12 protein-coding genes are annotated in these 14,176 nt (G+C 69.0%); 4 read left to right on the forward strand and 8 right to left on the reverse strand.

Going from position 1 to position 14,176, the window contains the following annotated elements:
* Positions 1–498 (reverse strand): GntR family transcriptional regulator, encoded by a 498-nt coding sequence (locus ACZ3II_RS19570; protein WP_465519086.1) that lies wholly within the window; start codon positions 496–498, stop codon positions 1–3.
* 64 nt (positions 499–562) lie between these two features.
* Here ACZ3II_RS19570 and ACZ3II_RS19575 point away from each other — a divergent pair, with 64 nt between their 5' ends.
* Positions 563–1,180 (forward strand): ATP-dependent Clp protease proteolytic subunit, encoded by a 618-nt coding sequence (locus ACZ3II_RS19575; protein WP_465519087.1) that lies wholly within the window; start codon positions 563–565, stop codon positions 1,178–1,180.
* A 31-nt stretch (positions 1,181–1,211) separates the two neighbouring features.
* On the opposite strand, the gene ACZ3II_RS19580 is transcribed toward ACZ3II_RS19575, so the two are convergent.
* Both ACZ3II_RS19580 and ACZ3II_RS19585 read right to left on the reverse strand, forming a co-directional pair.
* Positions 1,212–1,637, reverse strand: coding sequence for an uL11 family ribosomal protein (locus tag ACZ3II_RS19580; protein WP_465519088.1), 426 nt, complete (start codon positions 1,635–1,637; stop codon positions 1,212–1,214).
* Between the two features lie 184 nt (positions 1,638–1,821).
* Positions 1,822–2,619: a transglycosylase SLT domain-containing protein gene (locus tag ACZ3II_RS19585; protein WP_465519089.1), complete on the reverse strand. Its 798-nt coding sequence runs from the start codon at positions 2,617–2,619 to the stop codon at positions 1,822–1,824.
* A 149-nt stretch (positions 2,620–2,768) separates the two neighbouring features.
* Between ACZ3II_RS19585 and typA the strand changes: the two genes are divergently transcribed.
* A complete protein-coding gene (gene typA, locus ACZ3II_RS19590; RefSeq protein ID WP_465519090.1) occupies positions 2,769–4,631 on the forward strand; it encodes a translational GTPase TypA in 1,863 nt (620 codons plus the stop codon).
* A gap of 362 nt (positions 4,632–4,993) precedes the next feature.
* Here typA and ACZ3II_RS19595 read toward each other — a convergent pair whose 3' ends face one another.
* On the reverse strand, positions 4,994–5,992 hold the full coding sequence (locus ACZ3II_RS19595) for a TerC family protein (protein WP_465519091.1): 999 nt from the start codon (positions 5,990–5,992) through the stop codon (positions 4,994–4,996).
* A gap of 424 nt (positions 5,993–6,416) precedes the next feature.
* Between ACZ3II_RS19595 and ACZ3II_RS19600 the strand changes: the two genes are divergently transcribed.
* Positions 6,417–6,761, forward strand: coding sequence for an antibiotic biosynthesis monooxygenase family protein (locus ACZ3II_RS19600; protein ID WP_465519092.1), 345 nt, complete (start codon positions 6,417–6,419; stop codon positions 6,759–6,761).
* Positions 6,762–6,786: 25 nt separating this feature from the next.
* Here the strand turns inward: ACZ3II_RS19600 and ACZ3II_RS19605 are convergent, their stop codons facing one another.
* The 4 genes from ACZ3II_RS19605 to rpsA form a co-directional block, all read right to left on the reverse strand.
* Entirely contained in the window at positions 6,787–7,518 is a 732-nt protein-coding gene (locus tag ACZ3II_RS19605) for a VOC family protein (RefSeq protein ID WP_465519093.1), read from the reverse strand.
* A gap of 237 nt (positions 7,519–7,755) precedes the next feature.
* Positions 7,756–9,876, reverse strand: a complete 2,121-nt coding sequence (gene uvrB, locus ACZ3II_RS19610; protein ID WP_465519094.1) for an excinuclease ABC subunit UvrB — start codon at positions 9,874–9,876, stop codon at positions 7,756–7,758.
* A 256-nt stretch (positions 9,877–10,132) separates the two neighbouring features.
* Positions 10,133–11,320 (reverse strand): dephospho-CoA kinase, encoded by a 1,188-nt coding sequence (gene coaE, locus ACZ3II_RS19615; protein ID WP_465519095.1) that lies wholly within the window; start codon positions 11,318–11,320, stop codon positions 10,133–10,135.
* Between the two features lie 151 nt (positions 11,321–11,471).
* Positions 11,472–12,974 carry a 30S ribosomal protein S1 gene (gene rpsA / locus ACZ3II_RS19620; RefSeq protein ID WP_465519096.1) on the reverse strand — a complete coding sequence of 501 codons (1,503 nt, stop codon included), beginning with the start codon at positions 12,972–12,974 and terminating at the stop codon, positions 11,472–11,474.
* 351 nt (positions 12,975–13,325) lie between these two features.
* Here rpsA and ACZ3II_RS19625 point away from each other — a divergent pair, with 351 nt between their 5' ends.
* Entirely contained in the window at positions 13,326–14,099 is a 774-nt protein-coding gene (locus tag ACZ3II_RS19625) for a class I SAM-dependent methyltransferase (RefSeq protein ID WP_465519097.1), read from the forward strand.
* Positions 14,100–14,176: the final 77 nt, after the last annotated feature.

Raw genomic sequence — 14,176 nt, forward strand, 5'->3', positions numbered from 1 at the left:
CTATGAACCCGCTGTTTCACCCGGATTTGCGGAACTGTATCTCTTCCTCGACGAACAGGCCGGTGTGCTGCGGCAGCTCCGCGATGAACCGTTGCAGCCGGGCGTGGTGCCCGGCGCCCGTAACGCCGCCCGCGCCAGCCGGTCGTCCTCGGCCGTCACCCCGGCCACCGCCGCCCGCAGCGCCGCCGCCTCCAGGGCCTCCCGGACCAGGTAGATCTCCCCGAACTCGCGGGCGGTCATCATGGCCACCCGGTAGCCGCCGTTCGTCCGATGGTCCACCAGACCCTCGCCGATCAGGGTCATCAGCGCCTCCCGGACCGGGATCCGGCTCACCCCGAACGCCGCCGCGACCGCGTCGACCGGGATCGCCGAGCCGGGTGGGACCTCGCCGTACAGGATGATGGACCGCAACTCGTCGACGATCGCGCTCTGCGCGCTGCCGGCCGGCCGATCAGCCAGCCGGGCGAGCAGGGCGGAACGGTGCCGGGGTCCGGACATGGCCGGACCCTGGCCCCCCTCCGGTTATCGGCACGTTTCGCGGCCGCCTGGTTACGCTGGCGTCATGCCGCTCTTCCCGCATCCGCACCATCAGCCCGAATGGCAGCCGCCGCACCTGCCCGGCCTCACCCCCGGCTTCCCCGGGTGGCTCGAGGAGCGGCTGTTCGACCAGCGGATCGTGATGCTGCGCGGCCAGATCACCGGCGAGACCGCGTCCGGGATCGCGGCGGCGCTGCTCACCCTCGACTCGGCCGGGCCGGAGGTGGTGCACCTGCACGTGTCCAGCCCGGGCGGGGAGCTGAGCGCGGCGCTGTCGGTGGTGGACGTCCTCGACGCGCTGTCGGCGCCGGTGCACGCGCTGGTCACGTCCGAGGCCGGCGGGGCGGCGCTGGCGGTGCTCGCGGCGGCGGATCAGCGGGCGGCGTACCGGCATGCGCGTTTCAAACTCTCCGAGCCGCGCGCCGCCGGGGTCACCGGGACCGCCGACGAGGTGGCCGCCGCGGCCGGGCAGCACCTGCGCGAGCTGGAGGAGGTGGTGGTCCGGCTGGCGGAGATCACCGGGAAACCGCGCAGCCGGATCGAGGACGATTTGTCCGCGGGGCGGGCGCTGAGCGCCGCCGAGGCCCTGGAGTACGGGCTGATCGACGAGGTCGTGGCCCCGAAAAAGAACGGGCCCCGGTAGACACCGGGGCCCGTTCTTCAGATCAGGAACTTCAGGAAGCGACCTTGACACCCATGGAACGGGCGGTGCCGGACACGATCTTGATCGCGGCCTCGAGGTCGTTCGCGTTGAGGTCGACCAGCTTGCGCTCCGCGATCGCCTTGACCTGCTCGGCGCTCAGGGTGCCGACGGTCGTGGTGAGCGGGTTGGCCGCGCCGGAGTTGATGCCCAGGGTCTTCCGGATGAGGAAGCTGGTCGGCGGCGTCTTGTAGGCCAGCGTGTGGCTGCGGTCCTCGTAGACCGACACGATGACCGGGATGATCTCGCCCCGGTTCTTCGACGTGGCCTCGTCGTACTCGACCTTGACGGCACGCATGTTGGCGCCGGTCGGGCCGAGCATCTTACCGAGGTCGACCATCGCGGCGTTACCCGCCTCAAGCGCGAGGGTTACCTCATGGGTCTTCTTCTTGGGAGGCATTGGGTAAGGCTCCTTAGGGTGAGCTGCGGGCCGAGACAACGCAGCTCGCCAGCATCAACGACACACGACAACCCCGAGACCTTACTACCGCGTCGACGACAGGGTCAAAACGGCTGGTAAGCGGGGTCTCGGGTCCGCCGACCAGTGTAGCTCGCGGCTCCGGGGACCCCGGGACCGCCCCGGATCAGAGGGTGTCGCAGTCACATTCGCGCATGTTCGCCCGGATGAGGTGCACGTATTTCGGGTTGGAGAGCTTCTTGCCGTTCACGAACGCCGCCTCCGTCGACCCGTACCCCATGTTGTATCCGTCGATCACCAGGTTCAGCAGGCAGACGGAGGAGTCGGTCTTGCACCTGGCGGCGCTCATGTCGTAGTTCTTCTTGAAGTACTTCTCGCCGAAGTACCTGGTCAGCCAGGCCAGCTGGTTGGCGCCGATGATTGCGTTCTGCTGGTAGTCGCGATAGTCGTACGACTGCTCGAACCGCTGGTTGATGAACGCCTCGGTGTCCGGCATCACCTGCATCAGGCCGAACCCGCCGTCACAGTTCTCGATGTTCGACGTCCAGCCGCTCTCGTGCCACGCTGTCGCCCGGATCAGATCCGCCGGCACCTTGAGGGCCGGCGCCGAACCCGGCCAGTACGTCTTCTTCGCGGCCGCGTTCAGCGCCGCCTTCGCCTTGGCGTACGTGACCGGCTTGCCGATGTACTTGAAACAGTCCGGCAGCTGGGTGTTGAACGTCGGGGCGGTCGGTTTCGGCGTCGGCTTCCTCGTGGTCGCCGACGGCTTCACCGTCGGCGGTGGTGTCGTCTCCTCCACCACCGGATCGGCCGTCGGCTCGGCCGTGGTCGGCGCGATCGACTCGAACGTGAACTCCGGCTGCGGCGTCGCGGCCTGCTCGCCGCCTCCCGAACCGAGGAGCCCGCACCCGGCGGTGACCATCAGAGCCATCACCGCGGCCACAATGCTGATACGCCTACTCATCGACGCCTACCTCCCCGTGAAACATCGAAGAGGAACGTTAACAGCGGCTAGATGATCTTCGCAGGCCGGAAATCCGGACAGAAGACCACAAGATTCGGGACTCGACCCCGTGTCGCGATCGGCAACCTGAGCCGGGAACAATGGACGGCATGCAGACCCGCACCGACCTACGCAACGTCGCCATCATCGCTCACGTCGACCATGGCAAAACCACCCTGGTCGACGCCATGCTGCGCCAGGGCAGCCAGTCCCACGCGCGCGGTGAGATGGCCGACCGCGTCATGGACTCCATGGACCTGGAGCGGGAAAAGGGCATCACCATTCTCGCCAAGAACACGGCGATCAGCTACCAGCCGGCCGAGGGCGACCCGGTCACCATCAACATCATCGACACCCCCGGCCACGCCGACTTCGGCGGTGAGGTCGAGCGCGGCCTCACCATGGTCGACGGCGTCGCCCTGCTCGTCGACGCCTCCGAGGGCCCGCTCCCGCAGACCCGCTTCGTGCTGCGCAAGGCCCTCGCCGCCAAGCTCCCGATCATCCTGATCATCAACAAGGTGGACCGGCCCGACGCGCGGATCAAGGAGGTCGTCGACGAGACGTACGAGCTGTTCCTCGACCTCGACGCCGACGAGCACCAGATCGAGTTCCCGATCGTCTACGCCTGCGCCCGCGACGGCATCGCCTCGCTGACCCAGCCCAAGGACGGCACCGTCCCCGAGGACTCCAACGACCTCGAAGTGCTGTTCAGCACCATCCTCGACACCATCCCGGCGCCGACCTACACCGAGGACGCGCCGCTCCAGGCCCACGTCGTCAACCTCGACGCGTCACCGTTCCTCGGCCGTCTCGCGCTCTGCCGCGTGCACGAGGGCACCATCCGCAAGGGCCAGACCGTCGCCTGGTGCAAGACCGACGGCACGATCTCCAACGTGCGCATCTCGGAGCTGCTGGTCACCGAGGGCCTCGAGCGCAAGCCCGCCGAGAGCGCCGGCCCCGGCGACATCATCGCCCTCGCCGGCATCCCCGAGATCATGATCGGTGAGACCCTCGCCGACGCGGAGAACCCGATCCCGCTGCCGCTGATCACCGTCGACGAGCCGGCCATCTCGATGGTCCTCGGCACCAACACCTCGCCGATGGTCGGCAAGGTCAAGGGCGCCAAGGTCACCGCGCGCATGGTCAAGGACCGCCTCGACAAGGAGCTGATCGGCAACGTCTCGCTCCGCATCCTCCCCACCGACCGCCCCGACGCCTGGGAGGTCCAGGGCCGTGGCGAGCTGGCCCTGGCCATCCTGGTCGAGCAGATGCGCCGCGAGGGCTACGAGCTGACCGTCGGCAAGCCGCAGGTCGTCACCAAGGTCGTCGACGGCAAGGTGCACGAGCCGGTCGAGCGGGTCACCATCGACGCCCCGGACGAATACATGGGCGCCATCACCCAGCTGCTGTCCACCCGCAAGGGCCGGATGGAGGAGCTGATCAACCACGGCACCGGCTGGCTGCGCATGGAGTGGCTGGTCCCGGCGCGTGGCCTGATCGGCTTCCGGACCGAGTTCCTCACCGAGACCCGCGGCACCGGCATCATGCACCACCTGTACGAGAAGCACGAGCCGTGGTTCGGCGAGCTCCGCACCCGCCAGAACGGCTCCCTCGTCGCCGACCGGGCCGGCGCGGTCACCGCCTTCGCGATGATCAACCTGCAGGAGCGCGGCCAGCTCTTCGTCGAGCCGGGCACCGAGGTGTACGAAGGCATGATCGTCGGCGAGAACTCCCGTGACGACGACATGGACGTCAACATCACCAAGGAGAAGAAGCTCACCAACATGCGTGCGGCGAGCGCGGACAACACCGAGAAGGTGATCCCGCCGCGCAAGCTGTCCCTGGAGCAGTCCCTCGAGTTCTGCCGCGAGGACGAGTGCGTCGAGGTCACCTCGGTGGCGGTTCGGATCCGTAAGGTCGAGCTGGACCAGACGGTTCGTGGGCGGACGGCGGCTCGCCGGAAGCACCAGTAGGTTTTGCCCTGCGGCCCGTCCCCTCTTTGCGGGGGCGGGCCGTTGTGTATTTCGGCTTGCGGGGGGACGGTTTTGGGCGGCGCCTTACTTGCGGTTCTTCCACCCCTCCGCGGTACGCCCGAAGCACCGTCACCACCCCTCCCCCACCTTCGGCAGTTCCGGTTCCTCAGCTCAAACCCCAGCTGGCTCTCAGGGCTGTCTCACCGCGCGTGAGACAGCCCTGAGCGCCGACTGGGCAAGATTCATGGCGGGCGGGTGGGCGTGGGAGAGCGTCTCTGTGGCGGCGGCTCGGGTCTCGAGGGTTGGGAAAGCACGGAACGGGCGTAGGCGATTTATCGCCTACGCCCGTTCCTGTGGGTTCTTTATTGGGGGGTGGTTTGGAGGTCGCGTTTTTTGTCGCGGGAGGTCTTGGCGAGGCTGGCGACGGTGGCGATGCCCAGGGTGCCGAGGATGACCGCCAGGGAGAGCCAGATCGGGATCTCGGGGGCCCAGTGGAAGCCCTCGCCGCCGTTGATGAACGACAGGTTGTTGGTGTGCAGGGCCTCGAGGACCAGCTTGACGCCGATGAAGGCGAGCACCACGGCCAGGCCGATGTTCAGGTAGACGAGGCGTTCCAGCAGACCGCCGAGCAGGAAGAAGAGCTGGCGCAGGCCCATCAGCGCGAAGACGTTCGCGGTGAAGACCAGGTACGGCTCCTTCGTGATGCCGAAGATCGCCGGGATCGAGTCGAGCGCGAAGATCAGGTCCGTGGTGCCGATGGCGATCATCACGATGAGCATCGGGGTGAAGAGCCGCTTGCCGGTCTCGGTGACGACACTGAACCGGCCGTCACCGAAGGACGAGGAGAGCGGCAGCGCCCGCTTCGCCCAGCGGATCAGGATGTTCTCCTTGAACTCGTCGCCCTCGTCCTCGCCCTTGACCAGCGTGATCGCCGTGTAGACCAGGAACGCGCCGAAGATGTAGAAGACCCAGGAGAACTCGGAGATCAGCGCGGCGCCGGCGGCGATGAACGCGCCACGCATCACGAGCGCCAGCACGATGCCGATCAGTAGCACCTTCTGCTGGAGATGCCGTGGCACCGCGAACCGGGCCATGATGATCACGAAGACGAAGAGGTTGTCGACGCTCAGCGAATACTCGGTGAGCCAGCCGGTGTAGAACTCGCCGGCGGCCTGACCACCCGCCGTCACCCAGACCCCGATGCCGAAGATGACGGCGAGGCCCACGTAGAACGCGACCCAGCCACCCGCTTCCTTCATGCTGGGCTCGTGTGGCCGGCGGCCGATGATGAGCAGATCGACGGCCAGGACGGCGATGAGTGCGACCAGAGTGGCGACCCACACCCAGGCAGAAACGTTCAACTAGGACCTCCGGCAGACACGGGTCGTCGCTGCGCCCACCCGTGATCGGTTGAGAACAGCGACGTGCGACTGTCGGAGGTCTCTTCCGCCGCGGATCACTCCGCGACCACCGGCCCCGGGCCCGCCGGTGAGGCGTTCCGTGTTGACGAGACCGGAGCGAGGGAATACTCCCCTCCCACAGTTGCCATTGTTGCGCATCCTCGGCCTGAACGGCACACCGGGAGCCGGGACAGTGGCGCGGCTCGCGGTCGAACCACCCTCCGGGCGACATTCCGCCCAGTCGCCCGGCCCGCCCCCTGCGGAACAGCGCTGTCGCTTTCAGCGTACGCCCTGAGCTGCGAGAATCCCGGCGGTTCGCCGCCTGCACCACCTCTGCGGCATCCTAGTATGCTGATCATCCGGTGCGTATGGGACGCTTGCGGGCATGGTTCTCGAAGTCACACTGATCGACGTTCTGCCGGGGCGGGAGAACGACTTCGTCAACGCCTACGAGCTGGCCCGCCCGGTGGTGGCGGGCACTCCCGGCTGCCGTTCGGTGCGCCTGCAGCACGGCCTCGAGACACCGACCCGCTTCGTCCTGCTGATCGAGTGGGACAGTGTCGAAGCCCACGAGCAGAACTTCCGCCGCACCGACCGTTTCGCCCAGTGGCGCGCCCTGATCGGCGGTTCGCTCGCCCAGCCGCCCGTCGCCGAGTACTTCACCGACATCGCCACCGGCCACCGCCACGACCCCGATCACGACTTCTTCACCTCCGGCCAGCACCCCTGACCGCGGCCCGGCCGCGGGAGGCGGATCAGTCGGTTGCCGGGTTGCCGCGGGTGAGGCAGTAGGTGCCGCCGGCCGGGTCGCGCATCGTGGTCCAGTACGGCCACTCGCCCACGAACGAGGCGCCGAGACTCTCGTGCCAGGAGCGGCTCGCCGGGATGTCGGCGGAGGAGACGTCGAGGTGGGCGGAGGCATCGCGCTCCTCGTCGAGGCGTTGCAGCAGGATCCGGACCGGGATCGGCGGCTCGGGCCGCAGGCGGGAGAAGACCGGCAGCCCGTCCTGTTCCAGGGACCAGCCGGTCAGTTCGTGCCAGAAGGTCACCTCGTCGCCGAACCGGGACGGCGGAAGATCGAGACAGACCTGATGCGCCCGGCTGAGCTCGCCGCCCGGGCCGCGGAACGGTGCCGGCCGCCGCGCTTCTCCTTTCCAGGGCGCCACGCAGAACGCCAGCCCGGCCGGCGACCGGAGGACCCGCCACGCGCCGTGGTCGGCCACCGTCGGTGCGCCCGCCCGGGCCGCACGCTCGGCGATCCCGGGCACATCGTCGACCGACAGGTCCAGGTGCACACCGCCGGGTCCGTCCGCGACGCCCTGGATCTCCAGCCAGTCGTCACCGTCCCCGGCCCGCAGCCCGACGAAGCCGGGCCACGGCTCGGGCCGGGCGACCGTGCCGGTGACCGTACTCCAGAACGCCGCCGCACCGTCCAGCCCCGAAACCGGCCGGTCGATACAGGCGCTGACCCACCGAATCATCGCCATCCCTCCACGTCGTGACGCTGCCCACCGGCCGCGGGGCGCCGAAGGCATCCTCTCGGCGGTCGTTGCACTCCCCCACCAACACTCTCCCGCCGAAACCGAACGAAACGGCCGTGAGAGGAGGCGAGCGGCTCGATCGATCCCGTCCGGTCGACGGCAGACGGCAGACGGCCAGCGGCCGGGAAAGGAAGTGTCCATGCCCCGGGACGGGGCATGGACACGCGGGGCGACGGCGGGTGGTTACTGGACGCCGGCGGAGTCCATGCCGCGGATTTCCTTCTTCAGTTCGTGGATCTCGTCGCGGATGCGGGCGGCCAGCTCGAACTGCAGTTCGCGGGCGGCGCCGAGCATCTGCTCGTTGAGGTCCTGGATGAGCTGGGCGAGTTCGGCGCGGGCCATGCCGGCGCTGGCGGCGGGGCTGGTCCCGGCGCGGCCGCGGGCACGGGTCTCGGCGACCGAGGCCTTGCCGCGGGACATCTGCCGGCCGCTGCCGCCGGCGGCGGGGCTGCCGACCACCTCGTCGGTGTCCTCGGCCTCCTTGTAGATGTCGTCGAGGATGTCGTGGATCTTCTTGCGGAGGGCCTGCGGCTGGATGCCGTTGGCCTCGTTGTGGGCGATCTGCTTGGCCCGGCGCCGGTCGGTCTCCTCGATGGCGGCGCTCATCGACGGGGTGATCTTGTCCGCGTACATGTGGACTTCGCCGGAGACGTTACGGGCGGCGCGGCCGATGGTCTGGATCAGGGACCGGCCGCTGCGCAGGAAGCCCTCCTTGTCGGCGTCGAGGATGGCGACCAGCGACACCTCGGGCAGGTCGAGGCCCTCCCGGAGCAGGTTGATGCCGACCAGGACGTCGTAGTCGCCCTTGCGCAGCTCCTTGAGCAGCTCGACGCGGCGCAGCGTGTCGACCTCGGAGTGCAGGTAGCGGACGCGGATGCCGTTTTCCAGCAGATAGTCGGTGAGGTCCTCGGCCATCTTCTTGGTGAGGGTGGTGACGAGGACCCGCTCGTCGCGCTCGGTGCGCAGCTTGATCTCGTGCATCAGGTCGTCGATCTGGCCCTTGGTGGGTTTGACCACGACGTGCGGGTCGACCAAGCCGGTGGGGCGGATCACCTGCTCGACGAACTCGCCCTGGGCCTGATCCATCTCCCAGTTGCCGGGGGTGGCGGACAGGAACACCATCTGGCCGACGCGCTCGAGGAACTCGTCGAAGCGCAGCGGGCGGTTGTCGGCGGCGCTGGGCAGCCGGAACCCGTGCTCGATGAGGATCCGTTTCCGGGAGGCGTCGCCCTCGTACATCCCGCCGATCTGCGGGATGGTCACGTGCGACTCGTCGATGACGGTGACGAAGTCGTCGGGGAAGTAGTCGAGGAGGGTGTAGGCGGGCTCGCCGAAGGTGCGGCCGTCCATGTGCATCGAGTAGTTCTCGATGCCGTTGCAGAAGCCGACCTGCCGCATCATCTCGATGTCGTAGGTGGTGCGCATCCGCAGGCGCTGCGCCTCGAGGAGCTTGCCCTGCCGCTCGAACTCGCCGAGCCGGTCCTCCAGCTCGGCCTCGATGTCGCGGATCGCCCGCTCCATCCGCTCCGGGCCGGCGCCGTAGTGGGTGGCCGGGAAGATGATCAGCTCGTCGACCTCGCGGACCACGTCGCCGGTGAGCGGGTGCAGATAGTAGAGCTTCTCCACCTCGTCGCCGAAGAGCTCGATCCGGATGGCCAGCTCCTCATAGGCCGGGATGATCTCCAGGGTGTCGCCGCGGACCCGGAACGTGCCGCGCTGGAAGGCCATGTCGTTGCGCGTGTACTGGATGTCGACGAGGCGGCGCAGCAGCTTGTCGCGGTCGTAGTCCTCGCCGACCTTGACCCGGACGGCACGGTCGACGTATTCCTGGGGGGTGCCGAGGCCGTAGATGGCGCTGACGGTGGCGACCACGATCGTGTCGCGCCGGGTCAGCAGCGACATGGTGGCCGAGTGCCGGAGCCGCTCCACCTCCTCGTTGACCGACGAGTCCTTCTCGATGTAGGTGTCGGTCTGGGCGATGTACGCCTCGGGCTGGTAGTAGTCGTAGTAGCTGACGAAGTATTCCACCGCGTTGTTGGGCAGCAGCTCCCGGAACTCTTTGGCCAGCTGGGCGCAGAGAGTCTTGTTCGGGGCGAGCACCAGGGCGGGCCGTTGCAGCCGCTCGATGAGCCAGGCCGTGGTCGCGCTCTTGCCGGTGCCGGTGGCGCCGAGCAGGACGGTGTGCCGATCGCCGCGGCGGACCCGCCGCTCCAGGTCGTCGATCGCGGCGGGCTGGTCGCCCGCGGGCTGGTAGTCGCTGACGACCTCGAACCGGCCGTCGAGTCGTGGGATGTCGAGCGCCATGTCCCCACCGTACGTGGGGGGTATGACAAGTTCGCGAAGCGGCGTGCTCAGGGTGCACATTCCGCGGGGTTCCCGGAGTTCGCCGGGCCTGCCTAGGCTGCAGGGGCAGGCCGCTCGCGGCGGCCGCCGGCAGCGTGCGGGTCACACGGCCCGCTGTCGCCGCACCCCGGTCGCTGCGCCCCGGACGCCCTGGCGAGCGCACCCGCGGTGGGTCAGCGGACCCGGCCGCCGCGAGAGCCGTCCGCACGGGCGAGGGTCAGGACGCCGGCGGCTGCCAGCCGGTCGCCTCCGCCCAGTCGTCGGCCGCCCGCGCCTCCGCCGCGAACCACGGCTCCTTCGCTTCCGCGTACCCCGAACGGTCGTGGTGTTCGCCGGCGAGCCGGGCCTTGACCGCCGCGTAGGCGTCCCGCGCCTCCGGCACCGCCCGCAGGTGGTCGCGCATCAGCACCGCGAACCGCCAGCCCGGCGAGCCGGCCACCCGGACGTGCAGGTTCACCCGGTAACCGGGGTCGGCGCAGCCGTGCAGCCGTTTCGGCCAGGTGCCGCCGGGAATGCCGTGCGCGTGGTCGGTCCAGTCCCCCGGCCGGGCCGGGAAGCCCAGCTCACCGAGGCGTTCGGCGAGCGCGTCGGCCTCGTCGAGGGTCCGCACGCTCAGCATCAGATCGATGATGTCCTTGGCCGGCAGCCCCGGCACCGCCGTCGATCCGATGTGATGCACGTCATGACCGCCGCCGAGCCCGTGCCGGATCCGGGCGATCAGCCGGGCCGCCGCCTGCGACCACCGCGGGTCGGGCGGCAGGAGGCGCAGCGCCGGACTCTTCACCACGGACCGCCCGGCCCGCAGGTTGCTCTCGAACGCGGTCAGCCTGGCGTGCCACAGCTCGTCCACCCGGCTGTGCAGGCCGTCCAGGTCGTCCTCGTTGACCAGGACCACGTCGGCGGCGGCCCGGCGCTGCTCGTCGCCGGTCTGCGCGTCGATCCGGGCGGCGGCTTCCGCCGCGGGCATGCCACGCAGGCGGGTGAGACGGTCCATGCGCAGGTCACGGCTTGCGAGCACGGCGATCACCAGGTGGTACGTGGCCGCGAGCCCCGCCTCGACGAGCAGCGGCACGTCGTTGACCACGATCGCGTCCGGTCCCGCCGCGGTGGTCAGTTCGGCGGTGCGGGCCCGTACCCGAGGGTGAATGATCTTCTCCAGACGGCGGCGGGCCGCCTCGTCGCCGAAGACCTTGGCGCCCAGCGCGGGCCGGTCGAGCGTGCCGTCGGCGGTGAGCACGCCGGAGCCGAACGCCTCGACGATCTCGGCCAGCCCGTCCGTGCCCGGCTCGACCACCTCACGGGCCAGCAGGTCGGCGTCGATGATCACCGCGCCCCGCTCGGCGAGACGGCGGGCGACCGCGCTCTTGCCGGCACCGATTCCACCCGTCAGTCCCACTCTCAGCATGGGGTAAGTATCGCCAGATGTCCCTGGCCGGCGGAACCGGGAGGCGGCGGAGTGCGCCAGGACGCCGAAAGGCCGCCCCGACCGGAGTCGGGACGGCCTTTCTGGGTACTACCGGCTGCTTGACTCGCGTCAGGCAGTGACTCGCGTCAGATCACTTGCCGCCGGCCAGCTTCTCGCGCAGAGCGGCGAGAGCCTCGTCGGTGGCGAGGGTGCCCGCGGGCTCCTCGGCCGAGCGCGCCGGGCCCGACGAGCTCGAGGTGGAGGACGACGACGAGCTGGTCACGCCGCCGGCCGGAACCGGGTTGAGCGCGGCCTCGGCGTCGGCGTCGCGGGACGCCTGGACCTGCTTGGTGTGGGCCTCCCAGCGCTCGCGGGCGTCGGCGTACTGCTTCTCCCACGTCTCGCGCTGCTTCTCGAAGCCTTCGAGCCACTCGCCCGTCTCCGGGTCGAAGCCCTCCGGGTAGATGTAGTTGCCCTCGGCGTCGTACGTCGCGGCCATGCCGTAGAGGGTCGGGTCGAAGTGCTCCTCGCCCTCGACGAAGCCCTCGTTGGCCTGCTTGAGCGACAGCGAGATCCGGCGGCGCTCCAGGTCGATGTCGATGACCTTGACCAGGACGTCCGAACCGACCTGCACGACCTGCTCGGGCAGCTCCACGTGACGCTCGGCCAGCTCGGAGATGTGCACCAGGCCCTCGATGCCGTCGTCGACGCGGACGAACGCGCCGAACGGGACGAGCTTGGTGACCTTACCCGGGACGATCTGGTTGATCGCGTGGGTCCGGGCGAACTGACGCCACGGGTCCTCCTGGGTCGCCTTCAGCGACAGGGAGACGCGCTCGCGGTCCAGGTCGACGTCGAGCACCTCGACCTCGACCTCCTGGCCCACCTCGACGACCTCGGACGGGTGGTCGATGTGCTTCCAGGAGAGCTCGGAGACGTGCACCAGGCCGTCCACGCCGCCCAGGTCGACGAAGGCGCCGAAGTTGACGATCGAGGACACGACGCCCTTGCGGACCTGGCCCTTCTGCAGCTTGTTGAGGAACTCGGTGCGAACCTCGGACTGCGTCTGCTCGAGCCAGGCGCGGCGGGACAGAACCACGTTGTTGCGGTTCTTGTCCAGCTCGATGATCTTCGCCTCGAGCTCGCGGCCGACGTACGGCTGCAGGTCACGGACACGGCGCATCTCGACCAGGGAGGCCGGGAGGAAGCCACGGAGGCCGATGTCGAGGATGAGACCACCCTTGACGACCTCGATGACGGAGCCGCGGACGACACCGTCGTCTTCCTTGATCTTCTCGATCGTGCCCCACGCGCGCTCGTACTGCGCACGCTTCTTCGAGAGGATCAGACGACCCTCCTTGTCCTCCTTGGTGAGGACGAGGGCTTCGATGTGGTCACCAACCGACACCACTTCCGCGGGGTCCACGTCGTGCTTGATCGACAACTCGCGCGAGGGGATGACACCCTCGGTCTTGTAGCCGATGTCGAGCAGGACCTCGTCCCGATCGACCTTGACGACGGTGCCTTCGACAATGTCGCCGTCGTTGAAGTACTTGATGGTCTCGTCGATGGCGGCGAGGAAAGCTTCCTCGGATCCGAGATCGTCGACGGTGACCTTGTTGGCGCTCGAGGTGGCCTCGATGCTGCTCGTCATGTGGACAGTTGCTCCGAACGGAATGGATTGGTGGTGTCTCTGCGCTCCACGGAACTGCCGCTGGAAGCGACACGAGCGAGCTGGACGACCACTCCAGGAGCAGTCTGATCAATGCAGTCGATCATGTCGGGACCAGCGACCACGGAACCTGCTCCCTGCCGAGGCACACGATCCGCGAGCGCATCGACTAGCTTACCGTGCGCATTACCACAGGTTGCAAGCCCTCCTGAGGAGCGCGGCACATTGTCGGCCGAGAACCCGTCAGCATGCCCTTTATGAGGTGAATCTGGACGGCCGACACGCCTGCCGTACCGTGGCCGGGTGACCTCACCGGACCTTTCACACCGTCGCGTGACCGAGACCGAGGCGCGCCGGGCCAATCGCTCCTGGTGGGACCTGGACGCCGACGACTACCAGGACGAGCACGGCGCCTTCCTCGGCGACGTGGACTTCGTCTGGTGCCCCGAGCGGCTGCGGGAGGCGGACGCCCGGCTGCTCGGCCCCGTACACGGCAGGAAGATCCTGGAACTGGGCGCCGGCGCCGCGGCAGCGAGCCGGTGGTTGCGCCGCGAGGGCGCCCATCCGGTCGCCCTGGACCTCTCGGCGGGCATGTTGCGGCACGCGCGGGTTGCGGCAGGCCGCAGCGGGGTACGCGTTCCGCTCGTCCAGGCCGACGCCCTCGCCCTGCCGTTCGCGGACGGCGCGTTCGACATCGTGTGCACGGCGTTCGGCGCGATCCCGTTCGTGGCGGACTCGGCGGCGGCGATGCGGGAGGTGGCCCGGGTGCTGCGGCCGGGCGGCAGCTGGGTGTTCTCCGTCACGCACCCGATGCGGTGGGTCTTCCTGGACGAGCCGGACGAACGTGGGCTGCTGGCCCGCAACTCCTACTTCGACCGTACGCCGTACGTGGAACGCGACGAGGACGGCGAGGTCAGCTACCTGGAGCAGCATCGGACCCTCGGCGACCGGATCCGGGAGCTGGTGGCGGCCGGGTTCGTGCTGCGCGACCTGGTCGAGCCGGAATGGCCGGCGGGCCACGAGCAGATCTGGGGCCAGTGGAGCCCGCTGCGCGGCCGGCTGTTCCCCGGCACCGCGATCTTCGTCTGCGATCTGCCCCAGCGCTGACACCAGCGTGTGGAGTTCGGCCGTTATGCGCGCCCGAACTCCACACGCCTTCGGCTTTTCGTTTCCGGGCGGGACGG

The organism is Actinoplanes sp. NPDC019969 (genome assembly GCF_055562375.1).